15 protein-coding genes are annotated in these 16,399 nt (G+C 49.3%); 2 read left to right on the top strand and 13 right to left on the bottom strand.

The window, feature by feature from the left end; all coding sequences use genetic code 11:
• Positions 1-14 precede the first annotated feature (14 nt).
• The 5 genes from nagA to DFR27_RS01130 all read right to left on the bottom strand — a co-directional run bounded on the left by nagA (position 15) and on the right by DFR27_RS01130 (position 6,680).
• Positions 15-1,145, bottom strand: coding sequence for an N-acetylglucosamine-6-phosphate deacetylase (gene nagA / locus DFR27_RS01150; protein WP_121875623.1), 1,131 nt, complete (start codon positions 1,143-1,145; stop codon positions 15-17).
• Complete coding sequence (gene nagB-II / locus DFR27_RS01145; RefSeq protein ID WP_121875622.1) at positions 1,142-2,140, bottom strand: glucosamine-6-phosphate deaminase NagB-II; 999 nt, start codon at positions 2,138-2,140, stop codon at positions 1,142-1,144. The genes nagA and nagB-II overlap by 4 nt, the downstream gene beginning before the upstream one ends.
• A gap of 107 nt (positions 2,141-2,247) precedes the next feature.
• Positions 2,248-3,255: a cupin-like domain-containing protein gene (locus DFR27_RS01140; protein WP_147434492.1), complete on the bottom strand. Its 1,008-nt coding sequence runs from the start codon at positions 3,253-3,255 to the stop codon at positions 2,248-2,250.
• Between the two features lie 3 nt (positions 3,256-3,258).
• Positions 3,259-3,963 (bottom strand): SapC family protein, encoded by a 705-nt coding sequence (locus DFR27_RS01135; RefSeq protein WP_170150731.1) that lies wholly within the window; start codon positions 3,961-3,963, stop codon positions 3,259-3,261.
• A gap of 71 nt (positions 3,964-4,034) precedes the next feature.
• Positions 4,035-6,680: a TonB-dependent receptor gene (locus DFR27_RS01130; RefSeq protein ID WP_121875619.1), complete on the bottom strand. Its 2,646-nt coding sequence runs from the start codon at positions 6,678-6,680 to the stop codon at positions 4,035-4,037.
• A gap of 387 nt (positions 6,681-7,067) precedes the next feature.
• On the opposite strand from DFR27_RS01130, the gene DFR27_RS01125 reads away from it, so the two are divergent.
• Positions 7,068-8,075 carry a LacI family DNA-binding transcriptional regulator gene (locus tag DFR27_RS01125; RefSeq protein ID WP_121876085.1) on the top strand — a complete coding sequence of 336 codons (1,008 nt, stop codon included), beginning with the start codon at positions 7,068-7,070 and terminating at the stop codon, positions 8,073-8,075.
• 47 nt (positions 8,076-8,122) lie between these two features.
• Here DFR27_RS01125 and DFR27_RS01120 read toward each other — a convergent pair whose 3' ends face one another.
• Entirely contained in the window at positions 8,123-8,563 is a 441-nt protein-coding gene (locus tag DFR27_RS01120; RefSeq protein WP_121875618.1) for an NfeD family protein, read from the bottom strand.
• A gap of 13 nt (positions 8,564-8,576) precedes the next feature.
• On the bottom strand, positions 8,577-9,479 hold the full coding sequence (locus DFR27_RS01115; RefSeq protein ID WP_121875617.1) for an SPFH domain-containing protein: 903 nt from the start codon (positions 9,477-9,479) through the stop codon (positions 8,577-8,579).
• Between the two features lie 117 nt (positions 9,480-9,596).
• Between DFR27_RS01115 and DFR27_RS01110 the strand changes: the two genes are divergently transcribed.
• Positions 9,597-9,911 (top strand): DUF6471 domain-containing protein, encoded by a 315-nt coding sequence (locus DFR27_RS01110; protein ID WP_121875616.1) that lies wholly within the window; start codon positions 9,597-9,599, stop codon positions 9,909-9,911.
• Between the two features lie 97 nt (positions 9,912-10,008).
• Here DFR27_RS01110 and DFR27_RS01105 read toward each other — a convergent pair whose 3' ends face one another.
• From DFR27_RS01105 to hfq, 6 genes are all read right to left on the bottom strand, one after another.
• Entirely contained in the window at positions 10,009-11,304 is a 1,296-nt protein-coding gene (locus DFR27_RS01105) for an adenylosuccinate synthase (RefSeq protein WP_121875615.1), read from the bottom strand.
• Between the two features lie 26 nt (positions 11,305-11,330).
• Positions 11,331-12,491, bottom strand: a complete 1,161-nt coding sequence (locus DFR27_RS01100) for an ATP phosphoribosyltransferase regulatory subunit (RefSeq protein ID WP_121875614.1) — start codon at positions 12,489-12,491, stop codon at positions 11,331-11,333.
• A 140-nt stretch (positions 12,492-12,631) separates the two neighbouring features.
• Complete coding sequence (hflC, locus tag DFR27_RS01095; RefSeq protein ID WP_121875613.1) at positions 12,632-13,513, bottom strand: protease modulator HflC; 882 nt, start codon at positions 13,511-13,513, stop codon at positions 12,632-12,634.
• Positions 13,510-14,649, bottom strand: a complete 1,140-nt coding sequence (gene hflK / locus DFR27_RS01090) for an FtsH protease activity modulator HflK (protein ID WP_121875612.1) — start codon at positions 14,647-14,649, stop codon at positions 13,510-13,512. Before hflK ends, hflC begins: the two co-directional genes overlap by 4 nt.
• Before the next feature lie 99 nt (positions 14,650-14,748).
• On the bottom strand, positions 14,749-16,068 hold the full coding sequence (hflX, locus tag DFR27_RS01085) for a ribosome rescue GTPase HflX (RefSeq protein WP_121875611.1): 1,320 nt from the start codon (positions 16,066-16,068) through the stop codon (positions 14,749-14,751).
• Positions 16,069-16,082: 14 nt separating this feature from the next.
• On the bottom strand, positions 16,083-16,331 hold the full coding sequence (gene hfq / locus DFR27_RS01080; protein WP_121875610.1) for an RNA chaperone Hfq: 249 nt from the start codon (positions 16,329-16,331) through the stop codon (positions 16,083-16,085).
• Positions 16,332-16,399: the final 68 nt, after the last annotated feature.

Here is a 16,399-nt window from a genome sequence, read left to right as displayed (position 1 = left end):
CCGCTTTTTTGTTGTTATTGTTGTTGGTAAATAATTTGGCCGTCGATGACCGTTGTTAAAACCTTGGTATTATCTTCACTCAGCTGCACCCAAGATGCAGCTGAGCCCACCTGGAGATTCCCCAGTGACGATGCATTGATAAACGCCGCTGGGTATTCCGAAGCCATTGCAACGGCCTCCTCGAAACTAACTCCTAAGTCCACTACAGTATTATTGACAGCGGTCAACATATCTAAGTGAGAGCCCGCTAGTTCGCCAGTGGTGGAATTTAATCGGTCACCCTGACGAATGACTTTTCGACCAAAGAACTCGAATTCACTTTCGTCAGTGCCAATTAAGGACATTGCATCGGTAACTAGAACTAGCTTACCTTTTGGCTTGCTGCGAAGCGCAACCCGCAAAGCGCCCGCACTAACATGGTGACGATCCACGATTATTCCACACCAAGCATCATCGGCTAACAGCGCCGCGCCCACCACACCTTCCGCACGAGAAGTAAAGGCGCTCATTGCATTATATAGGTGGGTGAAACCCGTTGCACCGGCTGCTAGCGCAGCATTTGTTTCTTCGAATGTCGCGTTAGTATGCCCTAGGCAGACAATAACGCCGGCACGCACTAAGCGTTTGATATCCTCAATCTCAACGCACTCTGGCGCTAAGGTGACCATCTTAATTCCGAGGTCACCACGCTCGTAAACCGCCCACTCAGCCTCGCTAATTGGGCGAATTTTACTCTCCTCGTGAGTTCCTTTTTTAGGTACCGACAAATGCGGCCCTTCAAAATGAACACCGAGAATACCCGGTTCGTTAGCAGCAATAGCGGATGCAATGGTATTGGCCGCTGCAGCGATTACATCGACATCATCGGTGATTAAGGTAGGTAGCATCGCTACGGTACCAAATTGCGCGTGCGCCGCCATCATCGTCTTTAGGCCGTCTAGGGTTGGCGCAAAATTGAATAGCGCTCCACCGCCGCCATTGACCTGAGTATCAATAAACCCAGGTATCACTTTTCCACTTAAACACTCTTCCGCGCTCGCGCCTTCATTGATAGCGGAAATCGTACCATCAACAACGTCAACGGTGACATGGCTCAGCCATTCCTTACCGTTAAAAAGTGATTTGAAGTGGAATTGCTGACTCATAGTGTTTGTGTAACCTTCTTCAAACCCTTTGGCTCGTCTGGTGAGAAACCAAGATCAACAGCAACTTGCGCAATATCAACGTAGAAACGCTGTAACAAGCTCAGTGGAGCCAAACGCGGATGGATATCGGCCGCGCACTGCTGCAGATGAAGGACATTAGCGCCACGTGAGGTGACTTCGGCTACCTGTTCCCCGTGCGCTTCTTCCGATTCATCCTTCACAGAGAGCTCGAGAATCGTTAGCTTCTGCTCAACTAAGGTTACTGGGCCATGAAGGAATTCTGCCGAACTAAATGACTCAGCGTGAATAGAACAAACTTCTTTCAGCTTCAGAGCCACTTCCTTTGATACCGCGAAGCCTAGCCCACGACCAAGAACGACTAGGTTACGCTCACCTTTGAACTGCTCCACACTCAACTGCGGCTTCTCTGCCAACGTGGCGTCAAGCGCGGCCGGTAGTTTAGTCAGGCCGGCACGAAGTTCATCGCTATCCGCCCACTCGGCGGTAATATGTGCCAGTGCTGCGAGGGTACACAAGTAACTCTTGGTTGCCGCGACCGAAGTTTCAGCGCCGGCGCTCAGCGGGATAAAGGTATCAACGATATCTTTGATTGGAGAGGTTTCGTCATTGACCAAGGCTACAACGTGCGCGCCCGCTTTTTTAGCCATTTCAGCCTGTGCCAAAATGTCAGGCGAACGTCCAGACTGAGAAATAACGATGACCAGAAAGTTCTCAAGCTTTAGCTTACGACCATACACACTCGCAACCGATGGCGCGGCAGCATAAACCGGTACGCCTACTTCAATCTCGATAAGATATTTGCCGTAAACGCCTGCGTGATCCGAAGAACCGCGACCCACAATCATGACTCCGGCTGGAGGAGTGTCTCTAAGACGCTTTCCTAACTCAGCAACCGTTGCCTGATTCGCCTTGAACTGCTCCGCGATGCGTTGAGGGGTTTCGCGAGCTTCGCGTTCCATTAGTGTATTGGTCATCATTTGCTCCATGGGTCATTTAGGCTTTGAGAGACTAGCTCACATTGCACGACTACGCTTTTTCAATATACGTATTAAACCGTAAATGAAGGCAAATGACAACGTTGTCATTTGGTATTTTTAGTGACTACTCGCTTAGCAATATTCGCGGCTAGGGCCGCCGCAGCCGAATCATCATGATTAGACAGCACGCCGTGAACGGATTCAGGGAGATGCTGTGTAGCCGTTTGATCTTCGGCGAATGCGTAGTAATCGAAAAAGGACTGCCAGGCTTTACGCTGCTTCACAGTTCGCCCGCGCATTGCCAGCCTTGTTAACAGCATGGCTTGAATGGGATTGACCACGTCATCCCCGCCAATTGATCCACCATCCCAATAATTAAGCAGCACGTTTATATCAGATAATGCTTCCACCTGATGCCACCACAACATAGGAATGAAGATAGCGTCACCGGGAGACAACTGCACCACCTGCTTGGTTACTTCCGCTTCACGATAACGGGGAAACGCCTCATAATCAGGTGAATTAATATCTACCAACGAAATTGACGCTCCGCTAGGAGTATGATCTACCGGACCCACATAGAGATTATGAAGTTGGGCGGGAGGAAAAAGCGTAAATTTACGCTGCCCTGCAGCAACCACCGCAATGTTATCACTGTCGTCAACGTGCGGCGCCACCGTAGTGCGATTTCCAATCCAGATACGCGGTTCAACATTTGGCCAAACGGCAAGCTTAACCTCATCACTCAGGTCATCTAAGTAATCAGACACATAGGCGGACTGGATAGAATAAAGCGGTGGACTTTCTAGGGACTGGGATTGCGCCAAACGGCTAAGAAACTTATCAAAGGCAATTTCACGGCGGTCAAAATTGAGCCGGAAACTGTCTTCGCGGTAACCAACTCTACCTTGATAACGCGCCGGCGCCTCGAGCGTGTTGACGCGAGCGACCGATGCTTTGTCCTGGAGGAGTTTTAGGAGTTCATTGTTCCCTGATTGAGCAGCCTTTACCAGCGAAAAGTCGCTGGCAAAGCCACGAATGACGAGGGGCTCCTGCGCCTCAATTGCTGCCCGAAGGGCTGCCGCTAAGTCGCCATTCGTTACTTCTTTCATCACTTACTTCTGCTGTGCAGCCTTAAGGTCAATTAACACTTGTAGCTGTGCCAAAGACTGAAGGTGCGCGAAAATAGCAGGGAAGTAGTTACGGCGATGTAACTCAAGTACTTTGTCGTCACTAAGCTCTTGAACCTTCTTATCATCTACACGGAACAAACCGTTAAGTAGGCGTGACTCGCCCTCAATAGTTACACGCACCTGTGCTGGAGCAATCAACTCATATTCGTCAAGCACACGAAGCAATTCACGGGTAACCGCTTCCTGCTCTACGTACTGCTTCATGATTTCCTGCGAACGCTCTGCGCGTGCGCCGAGTGTGCCGTCTTCAGAAATGATGGCTTCACCGTCTTCAGCAAGTAGATCACTCTTAACGTCAACACAAAGCACCAGGCGCTGGTTTTCGTCGTCACGTGCTACCGCGAAAGGGTAACGCTGAATATCCATTGGGATATAAGTAGTGTTAGCTTTGTCAGCGGTGAAAACGAGGTTCTCGCCCTCTTCCACACCTAAAATACCCACCGAACGGAATTCTCCGTTATTTGGATCTTTAACAAACATTACTGGGAAATTTGCGCTGGCGAAACCGAACTCTTGCGCCACGAGGGGAACAACGTTCTGGCCTGCAAGGTGAGCAAAGCTCAAGCCAGGTTTAATTTTTAGATCACTGTGAACGCCCTTATCTAGGGGCTGAAATTCTTTGGTCATTGCTACATCCATTATTATATACAAACAAAAACGCCGGGCTAAGGCCCGGCGTTTCATTTTACGCGATTCGCTTAGAAGCTAAAGCGACCGCTGATTACGAAACGTCGTCCGTTTTCATAGACTGACATTAGGCGATCTTCGTACTCACTGTACTGAACAATCTGCTCGTTGCCAAGGTTAAGCGCCTCAACATCTAGCTGGAAGTAATCAGTAACATACCAAGTTGCAGAAGCATCGATCTGGCCGTAAGCGTCAGTGCTTAGGTCATTACCGTTCCAGTGCAAGCCGTTGTAGAAGTCACTACGGTAGTTATACATCAAACGAGCGCCAAAGTCGTCGTTTTCGTAGTAACCCATCAAGTTTGCAGTGTGCTCAGATACGCCAGGTACTTTATCTTCCATTGACGCATCGTCAGCAGAAGTTGAAGTGTAAGCGTAGTTACCCTGTACACCGAAACCACCGAAGTCATGTTGCACGCTGAATTCTAGACCAGTAGCGGTTCCACCTGGACCATTCTCAGGACGCGTAAAGGTTACGTCAACATCTTGACCTGCTTGCTGGTCGTAGATTGGCTTAACGTAAGTTGAACCTACCTGGTAAGAGTCTTGGTCGTTGTAGAAGAACGTTGCCGAGAACATTGATGCATCAGCGTAGTACCACTCGTAAGACACGTCTAGCTTGTTAGCAAAGAATGGCTTCAAGTTAGGGTTACCCGCCTGACCCGTTGGGTTTGGTGAATTAAGCGCACCGTAAGATTCGAAAGAAGACAGGTTAGACCAGTTCTGACGAGCCATTACACGTGATGCCGCACCACGAATGATCATATCTTCGTTTAGGTCGTAAGCGATGTTCAAGCTTGGCAAGAACTCGCTGTAGCTGTTGTCGGTCTCAACCCACTCAAGCTGCGACGGTGTCAACCAGTTACGATCAAGAGTTAGGAAACCCCAAGAATCGCCGCTGAAGCTCCATGCGCCAGAAGTTTGATCAGTCGTTACGTAACGAACACCTACGTTACCGCGGAAGTTGTCACCTTCGAAGTCAGCCTGCACGTATAGCGCAGTAGTGTCTTCTTCAACTGACCACTGGTTAGCAAGCTCGCGAGAAATCGCGTAATCTGCCGCTACACCATTAAGACCACCGAAAGCAATCTCTTCCATTACCTTACGGTTCTGGGCTAGCTGATCGGTAATGTTGCCACCTACTGGCGCGCCAGTATTGATGTTGCCAAGTGCATCAAGGCCACATGATGAAAGATCAGGACATTCGTTGAAAATATACTGAAGGTAAACGTTCCAACCGATGTCGCCGTTCGCAGCAGCATCATATGTGTCTGGACCATGCCAAGAGTAAACTTTACGATCCTGAGTACGCTCAGCTTGACGCATCTTCGCACCGAACTGAATACCAGTAACCATACCCATGTCTAGCGGCACTTCGAAATCAACCTGCGCGTATTTCTCTTCGTCAGTTGTTGGCTTCTCACCACCCCAGATCCAACCTGCGCCGAAATCAGCTGCGTCAGTTGGCGATGGGTCCATGCTCATGCTTGGGCTGCCTAGATCGTAGCTGTAATCACCACCTGTGTAGCCGTACTCCCAAGAAGTTTCACGGTAAGTACCGCCACTTGCTTCAGTTGTACCAATTGCCGCATCAACACTGTAAGCATCGGTGTCGTACTCAAAGTTCAACGTGATCGATGAAGTCTCTGTAGAAGATACACGGTTGATGTAGTTAACTACTGCGTCACCGCCACCCATGATAGAGCCGGCTACAGTTGAGTTACTCTTAATAGTACCTGTTTGCTCTAGCTCATCTTCGTCACGACCAGTCCACGCCAACCAGTTAGCGTTCATGTTGTCTGAATCAAGCTGTGAATCGAGCACATCAAGCGTGAATACCATGTCTTCGGTAGGTGCGAACTGTACCGATGCGAACAAGGTAGTTAGTTCACGCTCTTGAATGAATAGTGGTGAACCCATAACGGTCGGCGTCATGATGCCGTTCGCGTTAGTGTCAGCCCAACCCAATACTTCGAAACCTGCACGGTTAACTGTGTTTTCCTGGCGAGTAGCCGAGATCAACGCACCGAAAGTTTCTGAATCGTTCTTCCAAGAGAAAAGACCGTTTACTGACGGATCGATTTCTTCTGAGTTCTCACCGTAGCTAGCGCTTGCACCGAAGTTGATAGTTGCTGCGTCTAGATCTAGTGGACGACGAGTCTTAACGATTACCGTACCACCCAATGAGCCTTCATCAACTGATGCCAAAGAAGCTTTGTGAACTTCTAGGCCAGATACCAATGAAGATGGTAGTAGCGTGTAGTTGAAGCTACGTGCTGGATTGTCAAGAATGAACCAGTCAGCTGTTGCAACAGTCTGGCCGTTTAGAAGAGTACGGTTGAAATCTGGACCAGCGCCACGGATAGTGATCTTCTCACCTTCACCGAAGTCACGTGATACAGAAACACCTGGTAGACGAGAAAGTGACTCAGCCACGTTCTTATCTGGGAACTTGCCAACATCTTCAGCTGAAATCGCTTCGATTACAGTGTCAGAGTTACGCTTGGTGTTCATCGCGTCCTGCATAGAGGCACGAATACCAGTTACTACTACTTCTTCTACTACTTCTTCCTGTGCAACCGTACCAACAGCCATAGCGCCAGTGGTTACAAGAAGTGCGGCTTGGATAGACCGAGCCATTAACGTACGCTTACTCATTGAGATTCCCCCAAAAGGATCATTATCATTATATGCGCCTCTAACGGACGCGAGTCTTAAACTGTGTTACAGCGCTAGACTATTGCCACGCCGCCACTCGAACTTCAAAGGTTAGATGACAACGGTGTCATTATCATCTTATTCAAAGAAAAAAAATAAAACAAGAAAAATTTGACAACGTTGTCATCAATAGTTTTCAATCGGTAGCCATACGTATGGTGGCAGCAATTCCACTTAGCGGCTTAGGTAGCTTCGCACAGCATGCCCCTGTCCTCTTCAGGGCTAGCCCCAATGAACAGCCTAAGCAACTGATTTGATTGATTTTTTGACACAGGAATGCCCCTAGCGTCATTAGGCGTTCACAATAACGATAAGTTGGGTCCTATTTTGAGCATTACGATTCGCGACATTGCAGCTAAAGCCGGCGTCTCATTCAAAACCGTTTCACGGGTTTTGAATAATGAGACCTCGGTGAAGGATGCCACCAAAGAAAAGGTCATGGCAATTGTCGAAGAGCTAGGATATCAACCCAATAACGCGGCGCGTAATCTCGCCGGAAATCATACCTATTCAGTGGGTTATATTTATAACAACCCTAACGCCTACTACGTCATTGAGTTTCAGGAAGGCCTACTAAAAAGTTGCCATGACGCGGGCTTTGAGCTGCTAATCCACCCAGTGAAGGAAACCAATGAGGCGCTAGCTGAAGTGGTGGACAAGCTCGTAAAGCGCTCGCGTATAGCTGGGCTTGTCTTAACCCCGCCATTCTCCGAAGATCCGGCCACCATCGAAATGCTAACAACCCGTAAAATTCCGTTTGTACGAGTCATCTCGGGCCAGGCCCCAGCTACCGTTGAAGCAAACTCCGTTTACGTTGACGATTTCGAGGCTGCAAAGGAGATAGGCGACTATATCGTTAGTCTAGGACATACGGATATCGCCATTCTTAGCGGCGATGAAGAGCACGCCTCAACGCAGCAGCGAGTAAGTGGCTTCAAGTCCGCGTTAGATCCTCATCATCGCGCTCAAGTACTCAACGGTGAGTACTCGTTTGAATCCGGCGTGGCCAATATGCGGATATTGATCGAAGAGGGCAGAGTGCCTTCTGCCGTGTTTGCACTGAATGATGAAATTGCCGCAGGCGCGCTTTTTGCCGCAAGACTTTATGGGCTGCAGATTCCAGAGCAGCTATCGATTGCTGGCTTTGAGGATAGCCCCTTTTCGCGCCAAACATGGCCTCGCCTCACAACTGCACATCAGCCCAACCATGATATCGCCAGATCAGCCGGAGAAAGGCTGGTAAAACTCATCTGCAACACCGATATAAGCAACACACCGACACTTTCATTTCAGCCAGAATTGGTTAAACGAGACTCCACCGGCATTCCAAGCTAGCCGGCGTGTTTTAGTAAGTTGTTTATCCCCCAATAGAAAAAGGCGAGTCAATGACTCGCCTTTTTTGCTTGCAGCGTATCGCCGCTAAGACTGGTAATCACCAACTGATCACCAACCTCTACCGGCTCCTCGCAAACTACTGACCAGAGACTATCGCCAATCTGAATCTTAACTTGCGCTGCACCAACGCTGGTAACGCAGCCCTCGCTACCAATCAGTTGAACCAAACGATTATTGAGCTGAGGCCGATCCGTCTTCTCGTTAAACGCCTTGAAGCGCTTTATGTATAAGAAAGAAAGAATGGCGGCGGTTGGGGCGAATGCTAATAGCTGCAGTTCCCAACCAATTGGCAACACTGCCGTTAACACCGCGGTGCCAAGCGCCGCTACGGCAATTCCCATCAAAAAGCCCGCCGCGCCAAGCATTTCTAAGGCAATAAGCGCTCCGCCAAGAACTACCCAATGCCACCAAAGCATCTCAATATTCATATCCCGCTCCTCGTTATTCTTTGGTTGAAGCTAGCACATTTTTAATGCCGTCAAGTGAACCAATCAAGCTACTTGCTTCAAGCGGCATCAATACAACTTTAGAGTTTTCTGCGCTGCCGATCTCAGTCAGTGCTTGCGTGTACTTTTGCGCGACAAAGTAGTTGATGGCGTTTATATCACCCGCTGCAATGGACTCCGATACCACGCGCGTTGCCTTCGCTTCTGCTTCCGCTTCTCGCTCACGCGCTTCGGACTCCAAGAATGCTGCTGTTCTAGCACCTTCTGCACGGAGAATCTCGGCCTGCTTTTCACCTTCAGCACGCTGAATTTCGGCCTCTCTAACACCTTGCGCCACCAAGATTGCTGCTCGCTTATCTCGCTCTGCTTTCATTTGATTAGCCATAGAATCCACGAGGTCGCGAGGTGGCGTGATGTCACGAATTTCAATACGGGTAACCTTGACGCCCCATGGGTCAGTGGCCTCATCAACCTTTTCCAACAACGCCATATTGATACGGTCACGACTCGACAACATCTCATCCAATTCCATTGAACCCAAAACGGCACGGATGTTAGTCATGACTAAGTTTTGCATGGCTCGCTCAAGGTCATTGACTTCATAGGACGCTTTCACGGCATCGATGACCTGGAAGAAACATACCGCATCAGTGGTAACCATGGCGTTATCACGCGAGATTACTTCCTGCGGATGAACGTCCAGAACTTGCTCCATGATATTCTGCTTACGGCCAATCTTATCCACAACTGGCACAATGAAATTGATACCAGGGCCAATGGTCTTGGTGTAACGTCCAAACCGCTCAACGGTATACATCCAACCTTGATCAACCATTTTGATTGACATTAAGACAGTGATTATCGCTACGATCAGTATGACTATCGAAACTATATCCATCGAAAAACTCCTTTTCTGTATTATTTGTTAACTATTATTAACACATAGTTAATATAACTTCAAATTAATTATTTAGTATCGTAATATTAAGTATGTTTAACAAAAGGTGATTTGGAAATGGCTGGCAGTAATTATGATACCCCTGCATTGCGTGAGACGCTCAAACGCCTTATTCGCTCACAAATGGTACTTAAGGGGATGGAATATAAAGAACTCTCCGAAAGGCTGGAAGCCATGGGCATTCATCAGCGCCCCGGCACATTGCGCACAAAGATAACCACGGGCACCCTTGGCGCTCAGCTACTCCTTGCTATTCTTATTGCAATTGGCATGCGTACGTTGGATCTAGAACAGGTTCAGGATGTGATTGAAGATATCGAAAATGAGCTAGTACAGGATCACTCGAACAACCCCGCAACGCCCACCATGTAGTCGCCGCTCTTAAAACTTCGCAAGAGCACGTTGCGGATAAGCTAGCAGACACAAAAAAGACGTCCAATTGGACGCCTTTTTCTTTTCTACGCGCTTACTACGCTTCGAAAGGGTGACGCAACACCACCGTCTCTACACGGTCAGGACCGGTTGAAACGATATCAATGGGCACACCACAAACCTCTGAAAGACGAGCAATATAGTCTAATGCTGCCTGCGGGAGTTGCTCCATTGAAGTTGCACCTACGGTGTTTTCAGTCCAACCCGGCATTGACTCATAAACAGGTTTAATTAGCTCGTACTCGTCGGCGGAGGTTGGCGCCGCTACAGACTCGCCATTCGCATCATGGTAGGCAATACAGATTTTCACTTCTTCTAGGCCGTCCAGTACGTCCAACTTAGTTAGACAGATACCAGAGATAGAGTTGATACGAACCGCTTGCTTTAGCGCCACCGCATCAAACCAACCACAGCGGCGAGCTCTACCAGTAGTGGTGCCAAACTCGTGACCGCGCTCTGCTAGACGAGCACCTACATCATCAAACAACTCGGTTGGGAAAGGCCCCGAACCTACGCGCGTAGTGTAAGCCTTGGTGATACCTAAAATGTAATCAAGGTAAAGCGGCCCAACACCAGATCCGGTTGCGGTACCACCGGCAGTGGTATTCGACGACGTTACAAACGGGTAGGTACCGTGATCAATATCTAATAATGAGCCCTGTGCACCTTCAAACATGATGTTCGCACCATTTTCACGATAGGTGTGAAGTAGCTCTGTAACATTAGCAATGAGTGGACGAAGGTCTTCAGCCATCGCCAGCGTCTGCTCAAGTGTTTCTTCGTAAGAAATTGCTTCCTCACCGTAGTATTCAGTTAACATGAAGTTGTGGTACTTCATGACGCCCTTCAATTTTTCAGCGAACAACTCAGGATTAAGCGCATCACCCAAGCGCAAGCCGCGGCGTGCAACCTTATCTTCGTAAGCTGGGCCAATTCCACGACCGGTAGTACCAATCTTCTTGGCACCGCGTGCTTTTTCGCGCGCTACGTCAAGCGCTACGTGGATAGGGAGAATAAGCGGGCAAGCGTTAGAGATGCTTAGTCGCTCACGAACTGGCACGCCGTTGTCCTCTAGACCCTTCATTTCTTTATGAAGCGCATCCAGAGCCAGCACCACACCATTACCAATGGCACAGTGAACTTTATCGCGCAAAATGCCCGATGGAATTAGGTGCAAAGCGGTCTTTTTGCCGTCGATAACCAACGTGTGCCCTGCGTTGTGGCCGCCTTGAAAGCGAACAACCACCTGTGCGCGGTCTGTTAGTAGATCAACGATTTTACCCTTGCCCTCGTCACCCCATTGCGTGCCAAGTACAACTACGTTATTTCCCATGGTATCTCTGCCAGTCGTTTTACAAGTTAAAGATTAATCAGCGCTGCGCGCTGATCTCGATAAATTAATTGTCGGCCGCCCTCAGGCGCATTGCCTTCAACTACCGTTTCGCCGTTTTGACGACGCACTTCAATTTCTTGCCACAAAGCTTCTACATCCGATGATGCGACATAGATTGGCGCCAACATCTCTGGCGGCTCAACGGTTGCAACGAGGCTCAGCGCCTTCAAGTCACAGTTAAACCCAGTGGCCGCACGATCTCGGCCAAACTGGTGGCTGATATTGTTATATCGGCCGCCGTTCGCGAGCGGCTTTCCTGACGAACTAGATAATGCCGAAAAAACGAGCCCAGTGTGATAGTCAAAGCCACGCATCTCTGTAAGGTCAATAAATACGGCAACCGATGGAAAGCGCTTAGCGATGGTCTGAAAACTAACTTGTAGCTCATCTAAAGCTATATCCAGATTGGCGCTCGTGCCTCGCAATAGCTCATCTAGTTGACGGAGCGCGTCACTGCCACCTTGAATAGTAGCAACAGCACGAAGTTGTTGCTGAATTTTTGTATCAATCGTCAGTTGAGCGAGGACCGCATCAAACTGCGCCATCGACTTAGTCTTTAGCGCCGCTGCGAGCGCATCGCGATCAGTGGCACTCAGCTCAGCGGCTAACTGCAGCTCTTCCAGAATGGAAATATGCCCCAAATCTAGGGTCAAATCAGCCACACCGATGGTGCTGAGTGTCTGCAACATTAATGACATCACTTCAACATCACCACTAACAGACGACTCGCCGTATAGCTCACAGCCTATCTGTATGGGCGAGCGCGATGCCAAAGGTGCTGACGGAGTGGTATGCACCACAGAACCTGCATAGCAGAGACGATTGGCACCTTCGTTACGCATCGCATGTGCATCAATACGGGCAATTTGGGCAGTAATATCAGCCCGAAGCCCCATCATCTTGCCACTAATTCGATCCATGACCTTAAGGGTCTTAAGGTCTAAGTCGCTATTTTGATCTAGTAGCAGCGACTCAGTAAATTCAACTAATGGAGGAATAACTAATTGATACCCCCAAGAGGTATAGAGGTTGAGTAAATGTCGACGGAGAAACTCTACGCGACGCGCTGTCTCAGGCAAAAGTTCTTCGATGCCCTCCGGAAGCAACCAACGATTAACGCTACTCATTTCAACTCTATCCTTTAATGGTTTCGCTATACCGAAGGTCGATTTTAGCGCCTTCAGCTAAGCGTTTTTTTCGCACAAAAAAACCGGGCAAGCCCGGTTAACGGATTCTACCACCCTATAGACGGGGCGGCTAACCTTTTTTAGTCAGCCTTTCCGTTAGAGTCCTTCAGGTAATTGAAGAATTCTGAATCAGGCTGCAAGACCATGATGTCCCCGTCACGATTAAACGTATGACGGTAGGCATCAAGTGAGCGCCAAAACGTATAGAACTCGGTGTCTTTGCCGTAAGACTCAGCATAGATAGCCGCCGCGCGGGCATCACCTTCACCTCGAAGAATTTCGGCGTCGCGATAAGCGTTCGCTTCAATCACAATCTTTTGGCGATCAGCGTCGGCACGGATACCTTCAGCAACTTCTTGACCCTGCGAGCGGTATTCACGAGCCTGTCGCTCACGCTCTGCACGCATACGGCGGAATACGTCACTGGATACATCGTTAGGCAGCTCAATCTTCTTGACGCGAACATCAACAATTTCAATGCCCAGCTGCTCACGAGTCGCATCAACGAGGCCGGCCGTTAGATCTTCCATCATCTCGTCACGTTCGAGCGCTACGGCTTCAGAGAGTGAACGCAAGGCGAACTCGTTACGCAAGCCTTCAGAGATTCGCTGCGCAAGTAACGACGCCGCTCGGCGAACATCACCGTTGGTTGAGGTGTAGTAACGATCAACGTCAATAATACGCCATTTCGCAAAGGAATCGACCGTTAGTAGCTTTTTCTCAGCGTTGAGGAAGTCTTCCGGTGGCGCGTCAAGTGTCTGTACTCGTGCATCGAAGAAACGGACGTCTTCAACAAAAGGCACCTTTAAGTGTAAGCCGGGTGCAATATCTGCCTCTTCCATTTTACCGAAACGGAGCTTTACCGCTCGCTCGGTTTCCGACACCACATAGAGTGACTTCGATGCGATGAAAGCAAGTACTAGCAGGCCAATTAGGATAAAAACTGGTTTATTCGAGTTCATCGACGTGGCCCCCTTGTATTAGTTGGAACTTCTGTTGGTTGTGTCCGTAAAGACTCGAGCGTTGCCTGTGCTTCGCGCATGCTTGTTTCACTAAGATTTAGACGTGGCGCATTAGACTGCATAAGACGATCCAGCGGTAGGTACATCATGTTGTTACCCCCTTCCACATCAATCAACACCTTATTACTGTCACCCAAGACATCTTGCATCATATCGATGTAAAGGCGCTGGCGAGTTACCTCTGGTGCACGCTGATACTCAACGAGTAACGCATTAAAACGCGCGGTCTCACCTTCTGCTTCGGCAATCACACGATCACGGTACGCCTCAGACTCTTGATAAACACGCTGTGCTTGACCACGAGCAATAGGGACAATACCCAAAGCGTACGCTTCGGCTTCCTGTCTTAGACGGTCACGATCTTCCAATGCGCGACTCACGTCGTTAAATGCGTCGCGAACATCGGCAGGCGCTTCCGATTGCTCAATAGCAACTTTCGTTACCTCGATACCGGTAGCATAAACTTCCATCAATTCTTGAAGACGAACACGCGCCTCAGTAGCAATGGCTGCACGACCATCCGTTAGCACCGCGTCCATATCCGTTGCACCAATGACTTGGCGTAACGCTGAGTCCGTTGCTTCACGTAAGGAACGCTCTGGGTTGTCGACTTTAAGAACGAAGTTCTGAATATCTGAAATGCGATATTGCACCGAGATGCTCACTTCAACCAAGTTCAGATCCTTAGTCAACATACGGCCGCTGGTGCGGTGTGGACGGAGATTGGTCACGTTCTCAATCGTCACGTCATCGATTAGCGGTGGGTTCCATTGAAGACCAGGACCAACCACTTCATGGAACATACCTAAACGCAAGACCACGCCACGTTCCTGTTCATTCACCTGGTAGATACCTGAAGCACCCCAAAGTAGAACGACAACAGCGATAACTAAGCCAACAATCCCCATAGAAGATCCCGAACCACCTTTACCGCCATTTGACGAGCCGCCACCAAACAGGCCGCGAAGGCGGTCATTTAGCTGCTTGAGTGCATCATCAAGGTCCGGTGGTCCGTCGTTCTTATTACCGCCACCCCAAGGGTCGCGGCCTTTATCGCCGGGCTCATTCCAAGCCATAATTTTTCTCCAGTATTGATAAGCAAGTTGTTATGTATGCAAATATAGTCATTTGACGCCTCAATTACTACCGCAGTAACCGAAGTGCCCTCTAAAAAATCAGTAGAGTGTTGGCTTTGGCTTGGGATGCCCCGCGGCGGTAAAAGCGTCATCAGCCTCGGCATCATGGGCCCGCATCTGCGCGAGATTTACCGTGCTAATTTTCACCTCTAAACTGACGTTGCCATTGTCCAAGTATTCTTCGTTACTCACGACGCCCCGATTATGGAGTTCCGCGCGAAGGCGCCCTTGAGATGGCTCAAGCTCTAACCTAGCGCTAATCACGCCCGTCCCTAATCGTTCACGCAAGGCGGCCGCCAGCTGACCAATCCCAGCGCCGGTAACCGCTGACACCCAGACGCGCCACGGCACGCCGTGCTCATCGCGATCTATCCGACCTTCTTCGTGCCCTAGAAGGTCAATTTTATTAAATACCATCAAGGTAGGTAACTCGTTGGCCTTAATTTCTTCAAGCACTTCATCTACGTGAGCGATTTGTTCATCGCGCCCCATTTCGCTAGCATCCACAACATGCAAGAGTAAGTCTGCCGTGGCAGCCTCCTCTAAGGTGGCGCGAAATGCCTCCACAAGGCGGTGAGGCAAATGACTAATGAATCCAACCGTATCGGCTAGCACCACTGGGCCCACATCTTCCACCTCTATCCGGCGCATTGTTGGATCAAGTGTTGCGAATAATTGGTTCGCTGCGAAGACATCGGAATCAGCAAGCCGATTAAATAGCGTACTTTTCCCTGCGTTGGTGTAACCCACCAGCGAGACAGTGGGAACTGATGCACGGCTCCGGGAACGACGACCTTCGGCTCGCGTTTTTCGTACTTTATCCAGACGACGTTCTATGTACTGTATACGCTCGCGAAGCATTCGCCGATCAGATTCAAGCTGGGTTTCACCCGGCCCGCGAAGTCCAATACCACCTTTTTGACGTTCTAAGTGGGTCCAACCGCGGATTAGTCGCGTGGACATATGGCGAAGCTGCGCAAGCTCAACCTGCAGCTTACCTTCGTGGGTTCGCGCACGCTGGGCGAAAATATCAAGAATTAGACCGGTGCGATCAAGCACACGACAACCCAGGTAGGCTTCAATGTTTCGCTCTTGCGATGGGCTTAAGTTATGGTCGAAGATAACCAGCTGAGCGCCTTCTTGCTCAACGGTTTCGCGAATTTCTTCCAGCTTCCCGGTGCCAACGAAATACTTGGCGGTTGGCATGGCTCGCTTACCGGTAATAAAAGCGACGGGATCTCCGCCAGCTGCTAGTACTAGCTCTTCAAATTCGCGGGGGTCTTCGGAAGATTCTAATTGAGAGAACTCTAGGTGAACCAGAACAGCAAGTTCACCTGAGTCGGGTCGATCAAAAAACAAAGGAATATCTTTCCTTATTCAGCGTCACTAGCCTCAGCAGGGTTAGCAACTGGGACGCGCACGGCACGAGCAGGTACAATTGTTGAAATTGCATGCTTGTAGACCATTTGGCTAACTGTATTCTTAAGGAGGACAACAAACTGGTCAAATGACTCAATTTGACCCTGCAACTTAATACCGTTGACGAGGTAAATTGATACAGGAATGCGATCTTTTCTAAGAACGTTTAAATAAGGGTCTTGTAGGGTATGCCCTTTTGACATGACTTTCTCCTTGAGTGGTTAAGCAATCTAATACGGCTATAGCAAACTTAGGTATAGCACGACTGCCA

Origin of the sequence: Umboniibacter marinipuniceus, assembly GCF_003688415.1 — a bacterium.
Lineage (GTDB): Bacteria > Pseudomonadota > Gammaproteobacteria > Pseudomonadales > DSM-25080 > Umboniibacter > Umboniibacter marinipuniceus.
Note: the sequence above shows the minus strand (reverse complement) of the source record. Positions and strands in the feature narration are given on the sequence as shown.